The sequence below is a fragment of the Roseobacter sp. FCG-D35 genome (genome assembly GCF_033436665.1).
Classification (GTDB): Bacteria; Pseudomonadota; Alphaproteobacteria; order Rhodobacterales; family Rhodobacteraceae; genus JAWQFO01.
This window is the reverse complement of sequence record NZ_JAWQFO010000003.1, coordinates 1-22,625: the sequence shown is the minus strand read 5'-3', so window position 1 is coordinate 22,625 and position 22,625 is coordinate 1. Positions and strand designations below refer to the sequence as shown.

Genomic DNA, 22,625 nt, shown 5'->3' with positions numbered 1-22,625 from the left:
GCAGAAACGCGGGGCGGGAACACACGGGTTGCCATGACCCGATTGGAGCGGAAACGCGGGGATGAGTCAAACGAAAGCCGGTGCTGAAACATGCCATTTTCGTTAACACTCTATTGAGCGAAATCAGTATATTCGGAAGTTGTCGCCCAGGTAGACGCGGCGCACGTTCTCGTTCTCGACGACTTCGTCGGGGGTGCCCGACATGAGCACCTGACCTTCGTGCAGGATGTACGCCCGATCCACGATCTCGAGCGTTTCGCGCACGTTGTGATCGGTGATGAGCACGCCCAATCCGCGTTTCTTCAGGTCCGCGACAAGCAGCCGGATGTCGCCGACCGAGATCGGATCGACCCCCGCGAAAGGCTCGTCCAGCAGGAGGTATTTCGGATTGGCCGCGAGGCATCGCGCGATCTCGACGCGCCGCCGCTCGCCACCCGAGAGCGCAACCGCCGGGGCGCGGCGCAGGTGTTCGATCGAGAACTCCGACAACAACTCCTCGAGCCGTTCGCGCCGCTTGTGCCGATCGCTTTCGGAGATGTCGAGAATCGCGGCGATGTTGTCCTGCACGGACAGGCCGCGAAAGATGCTCATCTCCTGCGGCAGGTAGCCGATGCCGAGTTGCGCGCGCCGGTACATCGGAAGGTTGGTCGCATCCTGTCCGTCGATCAGGACCGAGCCGCCTTCGGGATTCACCAGACCCGCGATGGCGTAGAAAGTCGTTGTCTTGCCCGATCCATTCGGTCCGAGCAGCGCCACGACTTCGCCGCGCTCGAGATGCATCGAGAAGTCGCGGATCACGGTCTTCTTGCGGTAGGACTTGCGCAGGTGCGAAACCTGCAGTCCCTGGGTCCCGGTCGTGACGGTCAGTTCGGGCTGCACGGCTAGCGATCGCCGGTCTGCAGGATGGTCTTGACCCGCCCGGCCATCTGCGCCGTTCCGTCGTCGAGCTGAACCGTCATCTTGTCCGCGCTCAATGCCGACTGGCCCTGGGTCAATAGCACGTCCCCGTTCATGACGATGGTGCCGGCGTCGATGTCGTAGTCCGCGGTCTGCGACTCGGCGGCATCCGGACCCGAGACCAGCGTGACACCGCCCTTGGCCTCGAGCCGGGCGATACCCTCCGCCGTGCCGCGGTAGACGACCAGAACCTCCTGGGCGGCGAGGCGCATCTCGCCCTGGACGATGACAACGTTGCCCGAGAAAACCGCCGTGCCGGTGGCGTTGTCGACGGCCAGGTTGTCGGCGGTCACTTCGACCGGCAGCCCGGTGTCCTGCTGGATCGCGCCGAAGGCGACGCTGGCGGTCTGCGCGCCGAGCGGCGCGGCGAAGGCCAGAAGCACAAGAACGGTCAGCAGGTCACGCAGTCTGGTCACGGGTCACTCTTCCAATGGCTTCGGCAGATATACAACTTTCACCCCGTCTGTGAAAAGCATTTGCTCCGGCGCGCTCTCGCCTTCCGGGGCCGTGATCCGCATGGCGCCCGCGTTGAGCTCGCCCATCGGGCTGAGTCCCGCGACCGGCCCGGGGCTCACGACTTCCAGCCGCGACATACGAGAGCGTATGTTGTCGCTGCGGACGTCGTACTCTGCCGAGGTCGAGACGATCACCTGACCGGTCAGCGTCGTCATGTCGTCGCCCAGATCGTAACTTGCGTGGTTCGCCGTCATCACGATCCGGCCTCCCGAAACGGTGTCGATATCGACCTCGACCGTCTCGGCCTCGTTCCGGCCCACGGTTCCGGCAGGGGTGATCAGCTTGTCGGCGATGAAGGTCAGTTCGTGCCCGTCCGCGGTCGTGCCGGAAAAGAACGGTGCGGTGATCTGCTGATCGCGCAGGCGTTCCTGGATCTCGGTTTCGGCGAACGGGATCGAGGCCGTGGGATCGACCACGCGTGACAGCAGGAAAAGCGTGGACAGCAGGGCAAGTGCGGCAAGCGGAAGCATGACTTTGAGCCATGCCACGAGGCGCGAATAGGCGTCGCCCTGCATCGCCTATCCGAGACCGACGCGCAGGCAGTCGTGGATGTGCAACAGCCCCAGCGGCGTCCGGTTGTTCGCTCCGAGCACGAAAACGCAGGTGATCTTGCGTCCGTTCATGATGCCGACAGCCTTTTCCGCCAGATCGTCCGGCGCGATCACGGTCGGGTTGCGCGTCATGACATCCGCTGCCGTATGGTTCAGCAGCCCGTCCATGTGCCGGCGCAGGTCGCCGTCGGTGATGATGCCCGCAAGCGCGCCGTTCGCATCGGTCACGCCGACCACGCCGAACCCCTTGCGGCTGATCTCGATCAGCGCTTCGGACATCGGCGTGTCCTCGGAGACCAGCGGAAGCGCGGACCCGGTGTGCATCAGATCCTCGACCCGGCTCAGAATCGCGCCGAGCTTGCCGCCGGGGTGGAAAGACCGGAAGTGTTCGGGCGTGAACGCGCGGTGCTCCATCAGCGCCACGGCAAGCGCGTCGCCGAGCGCCAGGGTCATCGTGGTCGAGGTCGTCGGCACCACGCCGATACCGCAGGCCTCCTCGGCTTTCGGCAGCACCAGCGCGACGTCGGACTGGCGCAGCAATGTGCTGTCGGCGCGGCTGGCCACGCCGATCATCGGGATCGCGAACCGGCGCGTGTAGGCGATGACGTCGGCAAGTTCAGGCGTCTCGCCCGAGTTCGACAGGACGATCACCACGTCGCCCCGTCCCATCATGCCAAGATCGCCGTGGCTCGCCTCGCCCGGATGCACGAAATGGGCCGGCGTGCCGGTCGAGGCGAGGGTCGCCGCGATCTTGCGTGCGATGTGGCCCGACTTGCCCATCCCCGAGACGATCACGCGCCCGGTCGCAGCGAGGATCAGGTCAACGGCCTTGGCGAAGCTGTCGTCGAGCGACGCTTCCAGCTTGGCCAGCGCGTCCGCCTCGATGCGGACCACGCGCCGCGCGGTGTCGAGGAAGGTGTCGCTCATGAGTGTGCGAAGATGTCGGTTTCGGGCCAGCCGGCGAGGTCGAGCCGCGCCCGTGTCGGCAGGAAGTCGAAGCAGGATTGCGCGAGATCGGTCCGGCCTTCACGTTCCAGCATCGCATCAAGCGCATCGCGCAGACGGTGCAGATAGAGCACATCGGATGCGGCATAATCGAGCTGGGCGTCGGTCAGCGTTTCGGCGCCCCAGTCCGAGGATTGCTGCTGCTTGGAGATGTCGATGTTCAGAAGTTCCTGCAGCAGCTTGGCAAGCCCGTGCCGGTCGGTGAAGGTGCGCACGAGGCGGCTGGCGATCTTGGTGCAGTAGACCGGCTGCGCCAGAGCGCCGAAGGCGTGGTACATCGCGGCGATGTCGAAGCGCCCGAAGTGGAAGAGCTTCAGCACATCGGGGTTCTCGAGCAGGGCGCAGAGATTCGGCGCAGCGGTCTGACCGATCTCGATCTGTACGAGATGCGCGTCGCCGTCGCCCCCGGACAGCTGCACGACGCAAAGCCGGTCGCGATGCGGGTTCAGACCCATGGTTTCGCAGTCGATGGCCACGACCAGGCCGAGGTCGAGCCCGTCGGGCAGGTCGCGCTTGTAGAGATGATTTGTCATGGCTTCCTATAGCGTGCGGCTCTGACATGGGAAAGTGCGCGCACGGGATCAAGAGCGGGTCCGCCGACGCTGCAGCGTCGGGAACGGTGGGATCGGGCCATTAGGGCAGATCACGCAGCTCGTTGGTTGTCGCGGCCGACGCTGGGCCAAGGGCGCCACCCGCAGACGGACGGCCCGTCGCCGGGCCGCCCCCCTTGTCACGTCAGCCGTCGACCTTTACCCAGGCCGCATCGCGCGCCGACGAGCGTACGCAGGCGTCCACGAAGGCCACGCCCTTCAGCCCGTCCTGCACCGTGGGATAGATCACCGCGCCGTCCGGCTTGCCGCCGGACTGGTGCGCGACGATCGCCTCGGCGGCCTCGGTGTAGATGTTGGCGAACCCTTCGAGATAGCCTTCGGGATGCCCCGGCGGCACGCGGCTGACCCGGCCTGCCGCGGCATCTGATCCCGCGCCGTTCCGGGTAATCAGTCGCTTCGGTTCGCCGAAGGGCGTGACCCAGAGGTAGTTGGGGTTCTCCTGTTCCCATTCGAGACCGCCCTTGTCGCCGTAGACGCGCAGGCGCAACGCGTTCTCGTTGCCCGGCGCGACCTGGCTGCACCAGAGCATGCCGCGTGCGCCGCCCTTGAAGCGCATCAGAACATGGCCGTTGTCGTCGACCTGCCGTCCCGGGACGAAGGCCTGCAGATCAGCGGCGAGGCTCTCAAGTTCCAGCCCCGAGACGAAGCTCGCGAGGTTGTAGGCATGCGTGCCGATATCCCCGGTCGATCCGCCGGCACCCGAGCGCGCTGGGTCGGTGCGCCACTCGGCCTGCTTGATCTCGATCTGTTCGGTCAGCCAGTCCTGAGCGTATTCGACCTGCACCACCCGGATCGTGCCGAGATCGCCGTTGGCGACCATTTCGCGGGCCTGCCGCACCATCGGGTAACCGGTGTAATTGTGGGTCAGCACGAAGAGCGCATCGGAGCTTTCGGCGGCCTTCACGAGCTTCTTGGCATCCGCGAGCGTCGAGGTCAGCGGCTTGTCGCAGATCACATGGATGCCGCGTTTCAGGAACTCGCGCGCTGCCGTGTAATGCACATGGTTCGGGGTCACGATGGACACCGCCTCGATACCATTCTTCAGCCGGGCCTCGCGTATCGCCATCGCCTTGAAGTCGTCGTAGACCCGGTCCTCGGCCAGACCCAGCGCCTTTCCAGACGCCTGAGCGCGTTCCGGCGTCGACGACAACGCACCGGCGACCAGCTCGAACCGGTCGTCGATGCGCGATGCGATGCGATGCACCGCGCCGATGAAGGCGTCGTTGCCGCCGCCGACCATGCCGAGCCTGATCCGTCGACCCTGATCCGATTGTCCCTCGTTGGACATGATGTGTCTCCCTGTCTTGGTTCCGAGTGGGGCGCCGCAGGGACGCCCCCGCCGCGTCAGCCGATGCCCAGCATTTTGCGGTTGGCCGCCTCGTCGCTGCCGCCGTCGGCGAAGTCGTCGAAAGCGCGTTCGGTCACGCGGATGATGTGATCCTTGACGAATTGCGCGCCTTCGCGGGCCCCGTCCTCGGGATGCTTGAGGCAGCATTCCCACTCGACCACGGCCCAGCCGTCGAAATCGTTTGCCGCCATCTTCGAGAAGACCGCGCCGAAGTCGACCTGACCGTCACCGAGGCTGCGGAAACGCCCGGCCCGGTCGACCCAGGGTTGGTAGCCCGAGTAGACGCCCTGCCGGCCGGTCGGATTGAACTCGGCGTCCTTGACATGGAACATGCCGATGCGGTCCCGGTAGATGTCGATGTTGTCGAGGTAGTCGAGGCACTGCAGGACGTAGTGCGACGGGTCGTAGAGCATCTTGCAACGCGGGTGGTCGTTCACGCGCTCGAGGAACATCTCGAAGGTGACGCCGTCATGCAGGTCCTCCCCGGGATGGATCTCGTAGCAGATGTCGACGCCGTTCTCGTCCGCGTAATCGAGGATCGGCTTCCAGCGTTTCGCCAGCTCGTCGAAGGCGGTTTCGACCAGACCGGCGGGGCGCTGCGGCCAGGGATAGACGTAGGGCCATGCCAGCGCGCCGGAAAAGGACGCCTGCGCCGTGATCCCGAGGTTGTTCGACGCCTTGATCGCCTTCTTGACCTGATCGACCGCCCATTCCTGCCGGGCGGCGGGATTGCCGTGAACCGACGGATCGGCAAAGCCGTCGAAGGCCGTGTCGTAGGCTGGGTGGACGGCGACGAGCTGTCCTTGCAGGTGCGTCGACAGCTCGGTCACCTCGATGCCGTTCTCCGCTGCCTTGCCCTTGAATTCCTCGCAGTAATCCTTCGAGTCCGCAGCCTTTGCGAGGTCGATCAGGCGCGCGTCCCAGCTGGGCACCTGGACGCCCTTGTAGCCGCAGTCGGCGGCCCATTTGGTGATCGCGTCCCACGAGTTGAACGGCGCCTCGTCGCCGGCGAACTGCGCCAGAAACAGCGCCGGCCCCTTGATTGTCTTCATGTCTTCCTCCCTGTCATTCCGTGCCGCACGCGATGGTGCCGCTCTGGTGGCGCGATGGCGCCCGACGGGCGATGCTGCCACTGCCGGGATCCGGTCTGCCGTGATGCCCGCCGATGCCGCGCGCGGCACCGGGGCGTGGAGACCTGCCCGTCTGGAAGCGTATGCCGACCACCCGGACCGTCCCGCGCCCCAGAGCGTCGCGCGACATCGGGGTCAACCTGGAACGATGATGGCCAGACCTCGGTGAGACCGCAAGGGATCAGTGCGGCTCTGTGGATTTTTCTGCGCATGCGTTACTGCTGCAGGCACGGGATGCCGCGGGTCTTGCGATCCGTGATGCCTTGCATTGTCAGTGAGACCCGGCACCATGAGCGGGAAGGGGGAGACGCATGGGCGAACGTAGCAAGATGGAGGCGGGCGCATGGTACTGTTGCCTCGACCCTGAGCTCGACGCCCTTCGCGCGGACGCCCGGAGGGCGGTGCATGAACACAACACCCTCGCGCCCGACCGGCGCGGTGCGATCGGCCCCCCGGTTGCGTCGGCTGCTCGGCTCGGTCGGCGAGGTTTTCGTGGAGGCGCCGATCCATGTCGCCTACGGGATCAATCTGCATCTGCACGACGGGGTCTACATCAACGCCGGGTGCGCGATCCTCGACACCGCGCCGGTGGAAATCGGCGCGCGCACGATGCTGGGGCCGAATGTCCAGATCTACTGTGCAGAGCACCACAAGGACCGCCTATTGCGGGCACAGGGGCTTGAAAAGGCGCTACCGGTACGTATCGGCTCGGACGTCTGGATCGGCGGTGGCGCGATCATCATGCCGGGCGTCACCGTTGCGGACGGTGCCATCGTCGGGGCGGGCAGCGTGGTGACCCGCGACGTGCCGGAAGAGGCCACGGTGATGGGTGTCCCGGCGCGGGTGCGGCAGCCCTAGAGATCGCGCGCCCAGGTCTGCCCGATAAGATCATGGCCAAAGCTGTGATGGGCTTCTTCTTCGACCAGTTCGAAGCCGGCGGCGACGTAGATGCGCCGGGCCGAAACCAGCACGTCGTTGGTCCAGAGCACCATGCGCCGGTAGCCGCGGTCCTTTGCAAAGTGCAGGCATTCATCGACGAGCCGCCCGCCCAGTCCGCGTCCGCGCGCCGCCGGGTCCACATAAAGCAGGCGCAGTTTCGCGGTCGCTTCGTCGCCGCGCACCACGAACACCGATCCGACCACCTCGCCTGCCATTTCGGCGATCCAGCAGCGTTCGCAGTCGTGATCGAAGTCGCGCAGGAACTTTCCGAGGATCTCTGCCACCAAAGCCTCGAACTCATGATTCCAGCCGTATTCCTCGGCGTAGAACGCCGCCTGTTGTTGCAGGACCCGCCCCATGTCACCCGGTTCCGGATCACGAAGCGTGATCGGTGGCGGCTTGCCCGTATCGCCGAGATGGTGCCGGACGGTGCTCATGGCGTTCGCGACGGCGACACGTTGGGGCTCCGCGAGGGGCGCGAGCAGCGCCGAAATTTCCTGTCTCGACGCGGCGTCGAGCGTCTGGAACGCAAGGCGTCCCGCCTCGGTCAGACGCAGCTCCAGCCGCTTGGCGTTCCCGGGAGACGGGGCGCGCTGCAACAGGCCGTCACTCTCGAGGCTCGAGACAAGGCGGCTGATAAACCCGGTATCCATGCATAGACGCTCGGCCAGATCCCGTGCGGAAGGTGCGTCATTCGGCGCGGCATGGGCCAGCTCGTAGAGGATCCGCGCCTGCGGAAGGGAAAACTGCGATGCAAGAAGGTGCTCGTTCAGGGCACCCACGAGGCGGGTATGAAACCGGTTGAAAGCCCGGACCTCGTCGATCTGGTCGGCGCGGACGGATTCCGACTGCGGCATGCGGCATCCTCCTCAAGACATATGTTGACTAAGTCAACATACGAGGTGACGCGCGGTCGTGCAATCCAGTCGACCTCTCGATCACGTGACGGCGTGCAGAGTATTGCCGGTGGACATTCCCACCGCGCGAGGCCTCTACTGATGCCATGCACGTCGGAGGATGACATGCGACGACTTCTTCTCCTGCTGATCCTTGCTTCGCCGATTCTGGCAGCCGGCTGCGACACCGGTCCGAACGGATACGGTACCGCGCCACCGGGAACCTCGCAGGCCGCCTGGGATGCGCAAAAGGCGGCAGAGCGTGACGCGTACCGCGACTACATGCACGGCCCGCGCGGCGGCTCGCGCTAGGCGATCAGGACCGCGGCGGTTCGGTGGCCCAGCTGCGCACCTCGTCGAAGCTCGCATCGGTACGCCGTGCGATGCCGTCCCGCACGGCACGCCGGACGAGTGAACGATAGGTTTCGCGCGCAGCCCCGTAGCGCTGTGCCCGCCGTTTCCACCCCAACGTCTTGATCAGGCAGACCGGCCAGAACAGCACCGGCCCGGCCGCGGCGCGATAGACCATCAGCTGGTTGCGGTACATGTAATAGACCTTCCAGAGCGGCCGGATCGGGTGCTGGCCCATCTCCGAACCGACGGCATGTTCGAACTTGAGACCCGGATCGAAGGCGATCCGCACGCCGGCCTCGCACATCGCCAGAGAGTAAAGCGCGTCGTCGCCATAGATGAACAGGCTGCCGTCCGGAAAACCGGTCCGTTCGATCGCCGTGCGGGATACGAAGAGCCCGACAAACGAACCGCCGTCGACGTCGCGCGGCTCCGTCGCGGCATAGCCTTCGTCCTGGATGTGATACCCGTCCCGTCCGGCGACGAGCGAGCGCAGGAAGCCTCCGAGGCTGGCAAAGGGGTTGATCAGGGGCCGGTTCATCTCGCAGACCGTGCCGTCCGGCTGGTAGACCGCCGCAACCCAGGCGCCGTGGCTGTTGCGCGGACGGTCGAGAAAGGTGGCGATCGCGCCGGGGTAGGGGCGCGCATCGTCGTCCATCAGCAGAACCCAGTCGGCGGTACCGGCGTCGTGGACATGGCGCATCCCGGCTTCGAAACCGCCGGCGCCGCCGACGTTGCGCGGCAGGCTCAGAACTTCGAGCCTTTCGTCGCCGTGGGTGCGCAGCCACTCCGCCGTGCCATCGCTCGAGGCGTTGTCGACGACCAGAACGTGCGCGAGATTCGCGCTGTCGAGCAGCCGCGCCACAGTTTTCTTCAACTCCGCAAGGCGGTTGAAGGTCACGACAAGCGCCGTGACGCGCGGCGGGTTCGGTTCGGGCGCGGTCATCCCGGTCAGAGCGGCGCGCCCGAGAACACCGGCGGCGTGCCGCCGCTCTGCTTGGCGGCAAGCCAGGCTTGTGCCGTGTCGAGCGCCTCGCGGATGCAGACATCCATGTCGAGGTAGCGGTAGGTGGCGAGGCGCCCGAGGAAGGTCACGTTCTGCGTCGCCTCGGCGCGCGCCACGTATTCCGCCAGCAGCGCCTTCTCCTCGACAAGCCGGATCGGGTAGTAGGGAATGTCCGACGGCCCGCAAAGCCGCGAGTATTCATGCGTTATCAGCGTGCGGTCGTGATCTTCCCAGGGCGCGAAATGCTTGTGCTCGGTGATGCGCGTGTAGGGCACCTCGGCATCGCCGTAGTTCATCACCGGGCAGCCCTGGTAATCGCCCTCGCGCCGGCTGTGTTCGAAGTCGAGCGTCCGGTAGCCGAGCCGTCCCAGTTCGTGACCGAAGTAGCCGTCGAGCGGACCCGAGTAGAAGACATGCGTGTCGCTGCCGACGGCGGCCTTGTCGAACTGCGTGTTCAGCCTGACCGTAATCGCGGGATGGTCGAGCATCGCCGCGACCATCGGCGTGTACCCGTCCTCGGGGATGCCCTGGAAGGGATGCGCGAAATAGCTGTCGTCGTAGGTGAACCGCAGCGGCAGGCGCTTGAGGATCGAGGCCGGAAGCTCGCGCGGGGAACAGCCCCACTGCTTTTCGGTGTAGCCCTTGAAGAAGGCGCCGTATATGTCCGGACCGACCATCGACAGGGCCTGTTCCTCGAAGCTCGCCGGATCCGCGATGTCATGCGCGGCCTCGGCGACGAAAGCTCGGGCCTCTTCGGGGCGGAAGCTACGTCCGAAGAACTGGTTGATGGTCAGCAGGTTGATCGGCATCGAGAAGACGCGGTCACCGACCGTCGTCATCACCCGGTGGCGGTATTCCCGGAAGGTCGTGAAGCGGTTGACATACTCCCAGACCTCGGCGTCGCCGGTGTGAAATATGTGGGGGCCGTAAACATGCAGCATGACGCCGGTTTCGGCATCGCGCGTGGTGTGGCAGTTGCCGGCGACGTGATCGCGCGCCTCGATCACCGTCACTTCCTGCCCGGCCTCGGCAAGCTGGCGTGCGGTGACGGCGCCCGAAAGACCCGCGCCGACGATCAGAACGTTCNTGTCCCCCGGTATCCATGCCTCGTTGCGCGCCTGTATTGTCAAAAACGCCGCCGAACGCAATTCGATATCAGACCCCCGCACAACCCGTGGCGCCAGCGCACCAGGAGAGGGGGTTTCAGCGCAGGCGTTTCTCGGTTTCGGGGTCAAAGAAAAGCGCGTCGGAGGGATCGAATCCGACCTGTACCGCGGTGCCTTCGGGCAGCATCGCGTCGTCGCGTGATTCCACGATCAGCCGCTCGCCCTGCGGCGTGTTGAGGTAGTCGTAGGACACGCCCCCGAGGCGTTCGCGCAGGTCGAGCGTGATATCCGAAGGCCCGGCGGTGACGTTCAGGTGCTGCGGACGCAGCCCGACGAGGACTTTTCCCTTCGTTGGCAGCGCGACGCTGGTGTCGATAACCGTGTCGCCAAGCGCCGGAATGCGCACGCGCCCCTCCTCGACCACGCCGTCGAGGAAATTCATGCTGGGCGAGCCGATGAACCCGGCCACGAAGCGGTTGTCGGGGTCGGCGTAGAGGTCCATCGGGCTGCCCACCTGTTCGATGTTGCCGGCGCGCAGCACGACGATCTTGTCGGCCAGGGTCATCGCCTCGACCTGGTCGTGGGTGACGTAGATCATCGTCGCGCCGATTTCCTTGTGCAGGCGCGCGATCTCCACCCGCATGTCGACGCGCAGCTCGGCGTCGAGGTTCGAGAGCGGCTCGTCGAAGAGAAACACCTCGGGCCCGCGCACGATGGCGCGGCCGATGGCGACGCGCTGGCGCTGGCCGCCCGAGAGCGCCTTGGGTTTGCGGTCGAGATACTCGTCGAGCTTCAGGATACGGCTCGCCTCGGCCACCTTGGCCCGGATCTCGTCCTTCGCATGGCCGTTCATGCGCAGCCCGAACCCCATGTTCTCGGCCACGGTCATGTGCGGGTAGAGCGCGTACGTCTGGAACACCATCGCCACGCCGCGCTCTGCCGGATCGAGGTTGGTCACGTCGCGCTGACCGATCCGGATCGCGCCGGACGTGGTCTGTTCGAGCCCCGCGACCATGCGCAGGAGCGTCGATTTCCCGCAGCCGGACGGGCCGACGAACACGCAGAAATCACCGTCCTCGATATTGAGATTGACACCGTGGATCACCTCCACCGGTCCGAACTTCTTCACCACGTTGCTCAGCGTGACTCCGGTCATTGGGTCCTCCCAGTCATGTTCTTTCTGGAAAGCGCCAGCTTTCCGCGTCTTCAGCGATCCGTGCCGCGGTCTCCAGAAGCAGCGCGGCCTTTTCGTCGAGCTGCGCCAGCGTCGCGCGGGCAACCGTCGTGGTCAGAGATATCGCGCCAAGCGGGCGGTGGGTCCGGCTGAGGACCGGAACCGCGCAGCAGATGATCCCGAGTTCGTGCTCCTCGCGATCGAGCGCGTAGCCGAGCTCTCGGATCCCCGCGAGTTCGGCGCGCAGGGCGTCCTCGCTGGTGATCGTGTGCTTGGTGTGACGGTAGAAGCTTTGCGCCTTGAGCGCCTCCGCAAGGCCTTCATCATCGAGAAAGGCCAGCATCGCCTTGCCCACGCCGGTGCAATAGGCCGGGCCGACCTTGCCCGCCTGTGCGAACATCTCGATCGGCCGCGCGGCGTTGCGCTTGTCGACGTAGAGCACCTGGCCTCGGTCGAGCTGGGCGAGGTGGATCGTCTCGCCGGTCGCGGCCGACAGAGCGTCTACGTGCGGACGCGCCAGCGGAGCCAGCGAGCTTTGCGCCCACGCGCTGTGCGCAAGGCGCACGAGGCGCACGCCCAGCGCGTAGGTGCCGGTCTGCGGATCGTGGCGAAGCATCTGCTGGCGGGTCAGGGTTTGCACGAGGCGGTAGAGCGTCGCCTTGGGGTAGCGCGAAGTTTCCAGAAGATCGGAAAAGCGGATAGGTTCGCCGCGCTCGGCCACCGTCTCGAGCACGGCCAGCGCCTTGCCGACGGTCCCTTCGGGCTGACCTTCCGCTGTCATGCCGCCTCCCCCGATGCGAATCTGTTGACAGCCCAGACTGTACCGAACATATTTCCCATTATTCAAGACCAAGTTTCAATAGTTGGAACCAAGGGAGGACATCATGTTCCACTACAAGACGGGCGTCGCCGCCCTGACCGTCGCGCTGCTCGCGACGACCTCGGCGCTGGCGCAGGACAAGCGCGTCGTGAAGTACAACGCGGACTACGATCCCGCGCCGCTGGCGGCGATGGAAGAGGTTATCGCGAAGTTCGAGGCCGAGAACCCGGACATCGACATCCAGCTGAACAACTTCGACCACGAAGGCTACAAGACGGCGATCCGCAACTTTCTGACCGCCGACGCGCCGGACCTTGCCAACTGGTATGCCGGCAACCGGATGGCGCCCTTCGTGAACTCCGGCCAGTTCATGGACGTCTCGGACGTCTGGGAAGAGAACGGGCTGAAGGAATCGCTCGGCTCGGCGCTGGCGTCGATGACCATCGACGACAAGCAGTGGGGCGTACCCTACACCTATTACCAGTGGGGCATCTACTACAACAAGGAGGCCTACGAGGCCGCCGGCGTCGAGGTTCCCGGCCCCGAGGGCGTGAGCTGGGAGCAGTTCATCGCCAACTGCGAGAAGTTCGCGGCGGCCGAGATCGACTGCATCACCACCGGCACCAAGGCGCTGTGGCCGGGGGCGGGCATCTTCGACTACCTCAACCTGCGCACCAACGGTTACGAGTTCCACATGGACCTGACCGCGGGCGAGGTGGAATGGACCGATGACCGTGTGCGCGCGACCTTCGCGGAATGGGCCAAGATCCAGCCCTACATCACCAAGAACCACGCGGCGATCGACTGGCAGGATGCCGCAGCATTGCTGGTGCAAGGCAAGGCCGCCAATTACGTGATGGGCAACTTCGCCGTGGCCGTCTTCAAGGAAGGCGGGATGACCGACGAGACCCTCGGTTTCATGGGCTTCCCGGAAATTACCGCGGGCGTGCCGCGTGCCGAGGAAGCGCCGACCGACACGGTCCACATCCCGTCAGGTGCGACGAACGTCGAGGACGCCAAGAAGTTCCTGGCCTACCTCGCGACGGCGGAAGCGCAGACCACGATCAACGCGGCCATGGGCCAGCTGCCGATCAACAAGGACTCGACCGTGGCCGACGATCCGTTCCTGCAGGCGGGCTTCGAGATGCTGTCGACGGCCGATGGCGGCATCGCGCAGTTCTTCGACCGTGACGCCCCGGCCGAGATGGCCAAGGCCGGCATGGAAGGTTTCCAGGAGTTCATGGTCCGGCCCGAGAACCTCGACCAGATCCTCGAGCGCCTCGAGAAGATCCGCGGCCGCGTCTACTGACGCCAAAACTTTCGGGGCATCCCTGTCGGGGTGCCCCATTTCCGGCCTGACCGAGGGGGATCGATATGGCGACATCCGCGTGGAAAGCCAACCAGAGGCGGCTTGCGCCCTGGTTGTTCCTGGCGCCCGGACTGATCATGTTCGCGGTCTACGTCGTGATCCCAATCTTCCAGAGCATGTGGATCAGCTTCTACGACTGGGACGGCCTGGGCGAGAAGGTGTGGATCGGCACCGAGAATTACGTCGAACTGATGGACGACGACGCGTTCTACACCTCGCTCAAGAACAACGTCATCTGGCTCGTCCTCTACATGCTGTCGGTGCCCGCGGGGCTGCTGATCGCGATCTTCCTCAACCAGACGATCACCGGGATGCGGCTCTACAAGTCGCTCTTCTTCTTTCCCTTCGTCATTTCGCAGGTCGTTGTCGGCCTGATCTTCTCGTGGTTCTACGCACCCGACTTCGGCCTGCTTTACAAGCTGATCGAGATCGTCACCGGCAGCGGCGTCGCGATCCTTGCCGACGACCGCTACGTGACCTACGGCATCATCGCCGCAGGCCTCTGGCCGCAGATCGCCTACGTGATGATCCTTTACCTCACCGGGCTCAACAACGTCTCGCCAGACCAGATCGAGGCCGCGCGGCTCGACGGGGCCAAGGGCTGGCGCATGCTCTGGCATGTCGTGCTGCCGCAACTGCGTCCTGCGACCTTCATCGCCATCGTCGTCACCGTGATCGGCGCGCTTCGTTCCTTCGACCTCGTCTCGGTCATGACCGACGGCGGCCCTTACGGGTCGAGCCGCGTGCTGTCCTTCTACATGTACGAGCAGGCGCTCAGTGAATACGGCTACCGCATGGGCTATGGCGCGGCCATCGCCGTGGTGCTCTTCGCCATCATGATGATCTTCATCTCGGGCTTCATCTGGAAGATGTGGCGCGACGAGCGGGAGGGGCACTGATGTCCGGAAACTTCCGCGAAGCGGTCAACGCCACCTGCCGCGAAATGCCCGGGGCCGAGGTCTCGGATCCCTGGGGGGGCGGGCATGACGCCTGGAAGGTCGGCGGCAAGATGTTTGCCTGCATCGGCGCGGCCACGCCCGGTGTGTCGGTCAAGACCGCCGATATCGAGACCGCGACCATGCTGATCGACGCCGGTGTCGGCATCAAGGCGCCCTATTTTCACCGCAGCTGGATTCTGCTGCCCGAGGATTGCGACCCGGACGAGCTGACGCACCGTCTTTGCGCTTCTTACGACATCGTTCGCGCGGGGCTCACGAAAAAGGCGCAGGCCGCGCTGCCGGCCAGAGACGAGAGCTGAGCCATGTTTCCAAGACCGATCGAACAGACCTCCGTCGGCACGCAGCGGTTCTACAAGATCGCCGTGCCGGTGGCCCTGGTTCTCTGGCTGTTGCCGCTTCTGGGCGTGGCGCTGACCTCGGTGCGCCCGGCCTCGGACCTCGCACAAGGCAACTATTTCGGGATGCCTTCGGCGCTAGCGTTCTCGAATTACATCGAGGTTTTCGCCAATTCGCCGATGGCGCAGTACATGCTGAACTCGTTCAAGGTCACGATCCCCACCGTGATCGGCGCCGTGGCCCTGTCCTGCATGACGGGCTTCGCGCTGGCGATCTACGGCTTTCGGGCGAACTTGCTTGTGTTCTTCATGTTCGTCGCCGGGAACTTCGTGCCGTTCCAGATCCTGATGGTGCCGGTGCGCGACCTGACGCTCAGTCTGGGAATGTACAACACCTGGTATGGGCTGGCGCTCTTTCACACCGCCTTCCAGACCGGGTTCTGCACGCTCTTCATGCGCAACTTCATCAAGGCGCTGCCCTACGAGTTGATCGAGGCCGCGCGTGTCGAAGGCGTGAGCGAGGTCCGCATCTTCTGGTACGTCGTGCTGCCGCTGATGCGGCCTGCAATCGCGGCGCTGAGCGTGCTGATCTTCACTTTCATCTGGAACGACTTTTTCTGGGCGACGGTGCTGTCGAACTCACCCGACTCGCAGCCGATCACCGCCGGTCTTTCGTCGCTCAACGGCCAGTGGATCGCGCAATGGCATCTCGTCAGCGCAGGCTCGATCCTCGCCGCAGTGCCGCCGGTCCTGATCTTCTTCCTGATGCAGCGCCACTTCATCGCCGGCCTCACGATGGGAGCCGTGAAGTGATCCGAAGCTGGCGGATCGACGGAAAAGGCCAGACCCTCGTCCTTGCCTCTGCCGAGGACCGCCTGCCGTGCGTCGCCTACTGGGGCGCGTCGCTGCCCGAGTCGGAAGATCTCGGCGCGATCTTCGCGGCGCAGGACCTGGACGTGACCGGGGGCATGCTCGACGCGAACCCCGAGCTTTCGATCTGCCCGGAGGCGGCGCGCAGCTTTCCCGGCCAGCCGGGTCTGGTTCTGCGGGATGGAGCCGGAGCCCCGGTGCTGCCGAGCTTCCGCCATGTCGGTGACGATAAGGACGGCGACGGCCTGACGCTCGACTACCGGGACGACACCGCCGGGCTGGCATATCGAGCGCGGTTTCACATCAATCCGGCAACCGGACTCATCGAAGCCTCGGCCACGCTCGAATGCGACGCGCCCGTTCGCGTGGAATGGTTCGCGGCCCCGGTCTTTCCAGGCCCGCAGCTGTGCGACGAGATGATCGACTTTTCCGGTCGTTGGTGCGGCGAGTTCCAGCTAGAACGCACGCCTTGGCGCGCAGGGATACGCGCACGCGACAATCGCACGGGGCGCACGGGGCACGAGCATTTCCCGGGCCTGATCCTGCCCGGACGCAGTGCGACGAATACCGCCGGCGAGGCGCATGCTTTCCACTATGGCTGGTCTGGCGGCCACGGCATGATCGCCGAAGAGCTGCCGGACGGGCGGCGCCAGGTCCAGTTCGGACACGCCCGCGACACCCAAAGCCTTCCCGGCACCCGCTTCGAGACTGCCACGCTTTTCGTGGCGTTCTCGGACGCCGGGCTGAACGGCTGCGCCACCGCCTTCCAGCGGCACGTCCGCGACCGGATCGTGACCCCGGCCCGGCCCGACACGCCCAGACCGGTACATTACAATTGCTGGGAGGCCATCTATTTCGACCATGACGTCGACGAACTGAAGAAGATTGCGGAACAGGCGGCGGACCTTGGCGCCGAACGCTTCGTGCTCGACGACGGCTGGTTCGGCAGGCGCGACGACGATACCACCTCGCTGGGCGACTGGACAGTGGATCCGCGCAAGTATCCCGACGGGCTTACGCCGCTGATCGACCATGTGCTGGCGCGGGGCATGAGCTTCGGCATCTGGTTCGAACCCGAGATGGTCAGCCGCGACAGCGATCTCTGCCGCGCGCATCCCGACTGGGTCCTCGGCGCCGACAACCAGATCCCCGGACGGCAGCAGATGGTGCTCGACATGGCCCGAGAGGACGTGCGCGCGCATCTTTTCGACGCGATCTCGGCAATCCTGTCGAACCATGCCGTCGACTACGTAAAATGGGACCACAACCGTGTGCTACCGACACCGGACGCGGCGCAGACGCTCGGCACCTATGCCCTTCTCGACCGGCTGCGCGACGCCTTCCCGCAGGTCGAGATCGAAAGCTGCGCCTCGGGCGGCGGCCGGATCGACCTCGGCATCCTGCAGCGCACCGGGCGGGTCTGGCTGTCGGACAGCAACGACGCGCTGGAACGGCTGCGCATCCAGCATGACGCCGCGCTGTTCCTGCCGCTTGCGATCACCGGCAGCCACGTCGGCCCGCGCACCTGCCACACCTCGGGCCGGGTGTTCGACATCCGGTTCCGGGCCTGGGTCGCGGCGCAACGCCACATGGGATTCGAGATGGATCCGCGCGAACTGACCGACCACGAAGCCGAGGTTCTGAGGCGGGTGACCGGCTGGTGGAAGGACAACCGCGACTGGCTGGTGCGCGCCGACATCCTGCGGCTCGACAGTGCCGATCCGGCCGTCATCGCCGAGCAGCACCTTGCCGAGGACGGTGCGCGGTTCGTCGTTTTCGCCGGAAAGGCCGCGACTTCGGACCAGATCCTGCCGCGCCCGTTGCGGCTCGACCGGCTGCAGTCGGACGCGATCTATCGTGTCGAGCTTGCCAACCGCGCGGATGCGCCGCGCCTGTCGCGCGGAGATCAGGTGCTGAAATCCGGACCTCTCGAGCTTAGCGGACGCTTCCTGATGCAACACGGGCTGGCCCTGCCGTGGAGCTTCCCCGACACCATATGGGTGATGGAAGGGCAACGCATATGACCGCCGATCAGAGCCGACCCGACTGGATCGCCGTTGACTGGGGCACATCGCACCTGCGCCTGTGGCGCATGAGCGCGGCGGGAGACATCCTGCAACGCATCGATTCCGACAAGGGCATGGGGCGGCTGTCGCAGCAGGAGTTCGAGCCGGTGCTGCTCGATCTTCTCGCGCCGGACCTCGGTGCCGACCGACCATTGACCGTGATCTGCTGCGGCATGGTGGGATCGCGGCAGGGCTGGGCCGAAGCCCGCTATCGTGCGGTGCCCTGCAAGCCGCCGGGCCTTGCCGAGGCGACTGTGCCTGACGCCGATCCGCGGCTGCGCGTCTTTCTTCTGCCGGGTCTCAGCCAGGCAAGTCCCGCCGATGTGATGCGCGGCGAGGAGACGCAGATCGCGGGCTTCCTGTTTTCCGAACCCAAATTCGACGGCGTACTCTGCCTGCCGGGAACGCATTGCAAATGGGTGCATATCAGCGCCGGCGAAGTGGTCAGCTTCCGCACCTTCATGACCGGCGAGATGTTCGAGCTGCTGTCGACGCAATCGGTGCTGCGCCACTCGGTGAGCTCCTCGGGCTTCGATGCAGAGGCTTTTTCCGAAGCGGTCGACCGCACCCTGTCGCACCCGCAGGCGCTCGCCGGCGATCTCTTTGCCCTGCGCGCCGAAACGCTGCTCGCCGGGCTCGGGGCCGAGGCCGCGCGGGCGCGGCTGTCTGGGCTTCTGATCGGTGCCGAACTCGGCGGCGCGCGCCCTTACTGGCTGGGTCGCGACGTGGTCGTCCTCGGCGAAAGCGGGGTCGCCGCCGCCTACGCGCGGGCGCTCGAATCGCAAGGCGCCGCACCGCGCACGGTCGATCCCGAGACCATGACCCTCGGCGGTCTGCGCGCCGCCTATGCGCAAATGGAGACATCAGCCACATGAGCCGCGACATCATCGCGATCCTCCGGGGCATCCGCCCCGACGAAGCCGAGGAGATCACCGAGACCCTTATCGCGTCGGGCGTCGACCGCATCGAGGTCCCGTTGAACTCGCCCGAGCCGTTCGACAGCATAGCGCGCATGATCGCGCGCGCCGGTGACCGGGCGCTGATCGGCGCCGGAACGGTGCTGACGGTCGAGGACGTCGCGGCGCTGGCCGGGATCGGCGCCGGGATGGTGGTCTCGCCGGACTGCAACCCGGCGGTCATATCGGCCACGAAAGACGCGGGCATGTTGTCCTTTCCCGGGGTCTTCACGGCAACCGAATGCTTTTCGGCCCTGCGTGCCGGGGCGGACGGCCTCAAGTTCTTTCCGGCAGACCGGCTTGGCGCGGGTGGCCTGAAGGGGCTGCGCGCCGTGTTGCCGCCCGAAACCCGCAGCTTCGCCGTCGGCGGCGTCGGTCCGGCCGATTTCGCTGAATGGCAGGCCGCCGGGGTCACCGGCTTCGGCATCGGCTCGGCGATTTACCGGCCCGGGATGAGTGCAGCCGAAGTCGCAGACCGCGCCAGCGAGATCGTCGCGGCCTACGACGCCGCCTTTACTGCCTGATCCGGCCCGAACCTGAACCACAGAGCACCCCACATGACCGACCTCAAGCGCACGCTCGGCGTCTGCTATTACCCCGAACACTGGCCCGAGGAACAATGGGCAGAGGACGCGCGCCGGATGGTCGAGACCGGCCTGACCTGGGTGCGCATCGGCGAATTCGCCTGGGCGCGGATCGAACCCGAGCCGGGCCGCTTCGACTGGGGATGGCTCGACCGCGCCATCGAGACGCTGGGGGCCGCCGGGCTCCGGGTCGTGCTGGGAACGCCCACGGCCACGCCGCCCAGATGGGTGCTCGACCGACATCCCGACATGCTCGCCGTCGATGCGAATGGACGCCCGCGCAAGTTCGGATCGCGCCGGCACTACTGCTTCAGCCACCGCGGCTATCTCGAGGAGTGCCGCCGGATCGTCACCGCCCTCGCCGAACGCTATGGACGCAACCCGCAGCTCGGCGCCTGGCAAACCGACAACGAGTATGGCTGCCATGACACGACGCTGTCCTACTCTGACGCCGCGCGCCAGGCGTTCCGCGACTGGCTTCGGGCGCGCTATGCGGCACCCTCCGGCAATGGCGGCGATGTCGGCGCGCTCAACCGGGCCTGGGGCAACGTCTTCTGGTCGATGGATTACGCCGATTTCGATGAGATCGACCTGCCGAACCTGACCGTGACCGAACCGAACCCGGCCCATAGCCACGCCTTCCTGCGGTTTTCGTCGGATCAGGTAGTGCGCTTCAACCGCGCGCAGGCCGACATCATCCGCGCCCATTCGGATGCGCCGATTGCGCACAACTACATGGGCCGAGTCACCGAGTTCGACCACTTCGACGTCGGCGCGGATCTCGAGATCGCCTCCTGGGACAGCTACCCGCTGGGGTTTCTCGAGGATCGGGTCGGGGCCAGCGATGCCGAAAAACGCCACTTTGCCCGGCAGGGGGACCCGGACTTCCAAGCCTTCCACCACGATCTCTACCGCGCCGTCGGGCGCGGGCGCTGGTGGATCATGGAGCAACAACCCGGACCGGTGAACTGGGCGCCCTATAACCCCGCGCCGCTGCCGGGGATGGTCCGGCTCTGGACCTGGGAGGCTTTCGCGCACGGGGCCGAGGCGGTCTGCTATTTCCGCTGGCGCCAGGCGCCGTTCGCGCAGGAGCAGATGCACGCGGGCCTGCTGCGCCCGGACAGTGCCGAGGCCCCGGCTTTGGCCGAGGCGCGCCACGTCTCGGAGGAACTTGCGGATGCCAAGGAGGTTTCGGTGCCGCGCGCACCCGTGGCGCTGATCTTCGACTATGCCGCCGAGTGGGCCTGGAAGGTGCAGCCGCACGGGCACGGCCTGAGCTATTTTGCCCTCGTCTTCGAGCACTATCGTGCGCTGCGACGCGCAGGGCTGTCGATCGACATCCTGCCGCCCGATGTCCGCGACGTCTCGGGCTACCGTGCGGTATTTGCGCCGGGGCTGATGCACATGCCCGACGTCTTGAAGGAAACGCTGACCGCCGGCGGATGTGAGTTGGTGCTCGGCCCGCGCAGCGGCGCCCGCGATGCCGATTTCGCCATCCCGCGGCCTCTGCCCCCGGCGATCCCCGGACTCGACATCGCCGTCGCGCGCGTCGAAAGCCTGCGCCCCGACATGCCGGTGGCGGTCGCGGGCGGCGGTCATCTGACTCGCTACGTCGAAGATCTGGAAGGTTCGGCCGAGGTCGTATTGGCCACCGAGGACGGCGCCGCCGCCGCCGTGCGCGCCGCGCGCACGACATATGTCGCGGGCTGGGCCGACGCGGAGTTGCTTGACCGACTGGTGCGCGACATCGCCGACCGGGCGGACATCGCGATCGTGGATCTGCCCCCGGGGCTTCGGATCCGGGACACCGCGACGGAACGCTTCTGGTTCAACTACAACCCGCATCCCGTCGACGGGCCGGCTGGCCGGATCGCTCCGGCCGGGGTCTACCGCGAGACGTTTTGACGATCGGCGCGGACGCGCCCGGTCATGCGGGATTATTTTCGTAGTAGTCGTGGGTTTGGCGGATGCCTTCGAGGAAGGGTGTGACGCGGTCTCCGAGCAGGACGCGGACGTCTTTGGGGTTGGCGATGACGTCGCGGGGTTCGGTGGCGAGCAGGTCGGTGGCGGGGATCTTCTCGTAGGCGAGCGGCCGGCCGGTGGCCTCCTCGATGGCCTGCACCACGTCCATCAGGGTCGTCGAGCGCCCGGCGCCGAGCATGTTCACGGGGGCGGTTTCCTCGCCCGAGGCGAGCTTGCGCGCCAGCGTGGCGATGCCGTAGCCGACGTCGCCGGCGTAGATGAAGTCACGGCTCTGGCCGCCGTCGCCGTTGATGAAGACGCGGTCCCCGGCGATGGCGGCGCGGGTGAAGGCGTGGATGGCGCTTTTCTTGTTGTCCGAGAAGCGCCCGTAGACATTGGTCAGGCGCACCACGCGGAAGGTGCCGCCGCGCAGCGCGACGAGCTTTTCGAGGATCATCTCCTCGGCCGCCTTGGTCGCGCCGTAGAAGTTCTTGGGGCAGTAGGGGCTGTCGACGCCGACCTCGAAGCTGCCGTCGAAGAGCGCGCCGGCGGTCGAGACCAGGATGAAACGGTCGCCCGGGCGCACCGCCTGCATCACGAAGCGCGCCGGCTCGGCGATGTTGGCGTCGATGAAGTCGAGCGGGCGGTCCTTCGATTCCGCCACCCGGGTCTCGCCGGCGAGGAACACGAAGACGCGCCCGCCGGCGGGGGGTTCGGCCTGCTCGAGGAACTCCAGCGCCCCGGCGCTGTCGTAGTCGCCGAGATGGGCCGGCAGGTCGAGGCTCTCGTGTCCGGGGGCGGGGTTCGACAGGTTGTCCACGACCATCGGCGCGAGATGCGCGAACTCGGGGTCGCGGGCCACCGCATCGAGGATGTTGCGCCCGACGAAGCCGAAGCCGCCGACGAGGATGAGGGAGCTCGAATTTCTCAAGGACCGGCCTTTCTGCGGAAGGGTTTGCGGCTTTCTAGGGACAAAGCGGCGGGATTTCAAACGCGGTTTTGCGCCGCTCCTGGTGCGCTGGCGCCACGGGTTGTGCGGGGGTCCGATATCGAATTGCGTTCGGCGGCGTTTTTGACAATACAGGCGCGCAACGAGGCATGGATACCGGGGGAC

At 66.0% G+C, this 22,625-nt stretch carries 23 protein-coding genes and 1 pseudogene; 11 read left to right on the top strand and 13 right to left on the bottom strand.

Features of this window, described 5'->3' with window-relative positions:
• Positions 1-123: 123 nt before the first annotated feature.
• The 7 genes from lptB to R5H30_RS08400 form a co-directional block, all read right to left on the bottom strand.
• Positions 124-879 carry an LPS export ABC transporter ATP-binding protein gene (gene lptB, locus R5H30_RS08430; protein WP_318327773.1) on the bottom strand — a complete coding sequence of 252 codons (756 nt, stop codon included), beginning with the start codon at positions 877-879 and terminating at the stop codon, positions 124-126.
• A gap of 2 nt (positions 880-881) precedes the next feature.
• On the bottom strand, positions 882-1,373 hold the full coding sequence (locus tag R5H30_RS08425; RefSeq protein ID WP_318327772.1) for an LptA/OstA family protein: 492 nt from the start codon (positions 1,371-1,373) through the stop codon (positions 882-884).
• 3 nt (positions 1,374-1,376) lie between these two features.
• Positions 1,377-1,988, bottom strand: a complete 612-nt coding sequence (locus tag R5H30_RS08420) for a hypothetical protein (protein WP_318327771.1) — start codon at positions 1,986-1,988, stop codon at positions 1,377-1,379.
• Positions 1,989-1,991: 3 nt separating this feature from the next.
• The gene (locus R5H30_RS08415) at positions 1,992-2,951 is read right to left on the bottom strand and encodes a KpsF/GutQ family sugar-phosphate isomerase (RefSeq protein WP_318327770.1); all 960 of its coding nucleotides are present in this window, start codon (positions 2,949-2,951) and stop codon (positions 1,992-1,994) included.
• On the bottom strand, positions 2,948-3,562 hold the full coding sequence (locus tag R5H30_RS08410) for a ribonuclease D (protein ID WP_318327769.1): 615 nt from the start codon (positions 3,560-3,562) through the stop codon (positions 2,948-2,950). Before R5H30_RS08410 ends, R5H30_RS08415 begins: the two co-directional genes overlap by 4 nt.
• Before the next feature lie 202 nt (positions 3,563-3,764).
• A complete protein-coding gene (locus tag R5H30_RS08405; RefSeq protein ID WP_318327768.1) occupies positions 3,765-4,928 on the bottom strand; it encodes a Gfo/Idh/MocA family protein in 1,164 nt (387 codons plus the stop codon).
• Positions 4,929-4,984: 56 nt separating this feature from the next.
• Positions 4,985-6,040, bottom strand: coding sequence for a sugar phosphate isomerase/epimerase family protein (locus R5H30_RS08400; RefSeq protein WP_318327767.1), 1,056 nt, complete (start codon positions 6,038-6,040; stop codon positions 4,985-4,987).
• Positions 6,041-6,429: 389 nt separating this feature from the next.
• Here R5H30_RS08400 and R5H30_RS21790 point away from each other — a divergent pair, with 389 nt between their 5' ends.
• Both R5H30_RS21790 and R5H30_RS21785 read left to right on the top strand, forming a co-directional pair.
• Complete coding sequence (locus R5H30_RS21790) at positions 6,430-6,801, top strand: maltose acetyltransferase domain-containing protein (RefSeq protein WP_412105122.1); 372 nt, start codon at positions 6,430-6,432, stop codon at positions 6,799-6,801.
• Positions 6,802-6,820: 19 nt separating this feature from the next.
• Positions 6,821-6,976: pseudogene (locus R5H30_RS21785) on the top strand (DapH/DapD/GlmU-related protein); the annotation flags it as partial.
• Here R5H30_RS21785 and R5H30_RS08385 read toward each other — a convergent pair.
• On the bottom strand, positions 6,973-7,914 hold the full coding sequence (locus R5H30_RS08385; protein WP_318327765.1) for a GNAT family N-acetyltransferase: 942 nt from the start codon (positions 7,912-7,914) through the stop codon (positions 6,973-6,975). The pseudogene R5H30_RS21785 and the gene R5H30_RS08385 overlap by 4 nt on opposite strands.
• Positions 7,915-8,079: 165 nt before the next feature.
• On the opposite strand from R5H30_RS08385, the gene R5H30_RS08380 reads away from it, so the two are divergent.
• Positions 8,080-8,265 (top strand): hypothetical protein, encoded by a 186-nt coding sequence (locus tag R5H30_RS08380; protein WP_318327763.1) that lies wholly within the window; start codon positions 8,080-8,082, stop codon positions 8,263-8,265.
• A gap of 4 nt (positions 8,266-8,269) precedes the next feature.
• On the opposite strand, the gene R5H30_RS08375 is transcribed toward R5H30_RS08380, so the two are convergent.
• From R5H30_RS08375 to R5H30_RS08360, 4 genes are all read right to left on the bottom strand, one after another.
• Positions 8,270-9,250: a glycosyltransferase gene (locus R5H30_RS08375; protein WP_318327761.1), complete on the bottom strand. Its 981-nt coding sequence runs from the start codon at positions 9,248-9,250 to the stop codon at positions 8,270-8,272.
• Positions 9,251-9,255: 5 nt separating this feature from the next.
• On the bottom strand, positions 9,256-10,479 hold the full coding sequence (gene glf, locus R5H30_RS08370; protein WP_507028651.1) for a UDP-galactopyranose mutase: 1,224 nt from the start codon (positions 10,477-10,479) through the stop codon (positions 9,256-9,258).
• 34 nt (positions 10,480-10,513) lie between these two features.
• Entirely contained in the window at positions 10,514-11,572 is a 1,059-nt protein-coding gene (locus R5H30_RS08365) for an ABC transporter ATP-binding protein (protein WP_318327759.1), read from the bottom strand.
• A 13-nt stretch (positions 11,573-11,585) separates the two neighbouring features.
• A complete protein-coding gene (locus R5H30_RS08360; RefSeq protein ID WP_318327758.1) occupies positions 11,586-12,371 on the bottom strand; it encodes an IclR family transcriptional regulator in 786 nt (261 codons plus the stop codon).
• Between the two features lie 103 nt (positions 12,372-12,474).
• Here R5H30_RS08360 and R5H30_RS08355 point away from each other — a divergent pair, with 103 nt between their 5' ends.
• From R5H30_RS08355 to R5H30_RS08320, 8 genes are all read left to right on the top strand, one after another.
• A complete protein-coding gene (locus R5H30_RS08355; protein WP_318327757.1) occupies positions 12,475-13,719 on the top strand; it encodes an ABC transporter substrate-binding protein in 1,245 nt (414 codons plus the stop codon).
• A 65-nt stretch (positions 13,720-13,784) separates the two neighbouring features.
• Entirely contained in the window at positions 13,785-14,678 is an 894-nt protein-coding gene (locus R5H30_RS08350) for a carbohydrate ABC transporter permease (protein ID WP_318327756.1), read from the top strand.
• A complete protein-coding gene (locus tag R5H30_RS08345; RefSeq protein WP_318327755.1) occupies positions 14,678-15,037 on the top strand; it encodes an MmcQ/YjbR family DNA-binding protein in 360 nt (119 codons plus the stop codon). Before R5H30_RS08350 ends, R5H30_RS08345 begins: the two co-directional genes overlap by 1 nt.
• 3 nt (positions 15,038-15,040) lie before the next feature.
• Positions 15,041-15,886 carry a carbohydrate ABC transporter permease gene (locus R5H30_RS08340; protein ID WP_318327754.1) on the top strand — a complete coding sequence of 282 codons (846 nt, stop codon included), beginning with the start codon at positions 15,041-15,043 and terminating at the stop codon, positions 15,884-15,886.
• On the top strand, positions 15,883-17,967 hold the full coding sequence (locus R5H30_RS08335; protein WP_318327753.1) for an alpha-galactosidase: 2,085 nt from the start codon (positions 15,883-15,885) through the stop codon (positions 17,965-17,967). The genes R5H30_RS08340 and R5H30_RS08335 overlap by 4 nt, the downstream gene beginning before the upstream one ends.
• Positions 17,964-18,884, top strand: a complete 921-nt coding sequence (locus R5H30_RS08330) for a 2-dehydro-3-deoxygalactonokinase (RefSeq protein ID WP_318327752.1) — start codon at positions 17,964-17,966, stop codon at positions 18,882-18,884. The genes R5H30_RS08335 and R5H30_RS08330 overlap by 4 nt, the downstream gene beginning before the upstream one ends.
• Positions 18,881-19,489, top strand: coding sequence for a 2-dehydro-3-deoxy-6-phosphogalactonate aldolase (locus R5H30_RS08325; RefSeq protein WP_318327751.1), 609 nt, complete (start codon positions 18,881-18,883; stop codon positions 19,487-19,489). The genes R5H30_RS08330 and R5H30_RS08325 overlap by 4 nt, the downstream gene beginning before the upstream one ends.
• A 33-nt stretch (positions 19,490-19,522) precedes the next feature.
• On the top strand, positions 19,523-21,454 hold the full coding sequence (locus tag R5H30_RS08320) for a beta-galactosidase (protein ID WP_318327750.1): 1,932 nt from the start codon (positions 19,523-19,525) through the stop codon (positions 21,452-21,454).
• Positions 21,455-21,476: 22 nt separating this feature from the next.
• On the opposite strand, the gene R5H30_RS08315 is transcribed toward R5H30_RS08320, so the two are convergent.
• On the bottom strand, positions 21,477-22,442 hold the full coding sequence (locus tag R5H30_RS08315; protein ID WP_318327749.1) for an NAD-dependent epimerase/dehydratase family protein: 966 nt from the start codon (positions 22,440-22,442) through the stop codon (positions 21,477-21,479).
• Positions 22,443-22,625: the final 183 nt, after the last annotated feature.

Excerpts from the sequence above, each read along its gene's own strand:
- R5H30_RS08420 (WP_318327771.1), bottom strand. The coding sequence starts at position 1,988 with ATGCAGGGCGACGCCTATTCGCGCCTCGTGGCATGGCTCAAAGTCATG.
- R5H30_RS08415 (WP_318327770.1), bottom strand. The coding sequence starts at position 2,951 with ATGAGCGACACCTTCCTCGACACCGCGCGGCGCGTGGTCCGCATCGAG.
- R5H30_RS08410 (WP_318327769.1), bottom strand. The coding sequence starts at position 3,562 with ATGACAAATCATCTCTACAAGCGCGACCTGCCCGACGGGCTCGACCTC.
- R5H30_RS08405 (WP_318327768.1), bottom strand. The coding sequence starts at position 4,928 with ATGTCCAACGAGGGACAATCGGATCAGGGTCGACGGATCAGGCTCGGC.
- R5H30_RS08400 (WP_318327767.1), bottom strand. The coding sequence starts at position 6,040 with ATGAAGACAATCAAGGGGCCGGCGCTGTTTCTGGCGCAGTTCGCCGGC.
- R5H30_RS21790 (WP_412105122.1), top strand. The coding sequence starts at position 6,430 with ATGGGCGAACGTAGCAAGATGGAGGCGGGCGCATGGTACTGTTGCCTC.
- R5H30_RS08385 (WP_318327765.1), bottom strand. The coding sequence starts at position 7,914 with ATGCCGCAGTCGGAATCCGTCCGCGCCGACCAGATCGACGAGGTCCGG.
- R5H30_RS08380 (WP_318327763.1), top strand. The coding sequence starts at position 8,080 with ATGCGACGACTTCTTCTCCTGCTGATCCTTGCTTCGCCGATTCTGGCA.
- R5H30_RS08375 (WP_318327761.1), bottom strand. The coding sequence starts at position 9,250 with ATGACCGCGCCCGAACCGAACCCGCCGCGCGTCACGGCGCTTGTCGTG.
- R5H30_RS08365 (WP_318327759.1), bottom strand. The coding sequence starts at position 11,572 with ATGACCGGAGTCACGCTGAGCAACGTGGTGAAGAAGTTCGGACCGGTG.
- R5H30_RS08360 (WP_318327758.1), bottom strand. The coding sequence starts at position 12,371 with ATGACAGCGGAAGGTCAGCCCGAAGGGACCGTCGGCAAGGCGCTGGCC.
- R5H30_RS08355 (WP_318327757.1), top strand. The coding sequence starts at position 12,475 with ATGTTCCACTACAAGACGGGCGTCGCCGCCCTGACCGTCGCGCTGCTC.
- R5H30_RS08350 (WP_318327756.1), top strand. The coding sequence starts at position 13,785 with ATGGCGACATCCGCGTGGAAAGCCAACCAGAGGCGGCTTGCGCCCTGG.
- R5H30_RS08345 (WP_318327755.1), top strand. The coding sequence starts at position 14,678 with ATGTCCGGAAACTTCCGCGAAGCGGTCAACGCCACCTGCCGCGAAATG.
- R5H30_RS08340 (WP_318327754.1), top strand. The coding sequence starts at position 15,041 with ATGTTTCCAAGACCGATCGAACAGACCTCCGTCGGCACGCAGCGGTTC.
- R5H30_RS08330 (WP_318327752.1), top strand. The coding sequence starts at position 17,964 with ATGACCGCCGATCAGAGCCGACCCGACTGGATCGCCGTTGACTGGGGC.
- R5H30_RS08325 (WP_318327751.1), top strand. The coding sequence starts at position 18,881 with ATGAGCCGCGACATCATCGCGATCCTCCGGGGCATCCGCCCCGACGAA.
- R5H30_RS08320 (WP_318327750.1), top strand. The coding sequence starts at position 19,523 with ATGACCGACCTCAAGCGCACGCTCGGCGTCTGCTATTACCCCGAACAC.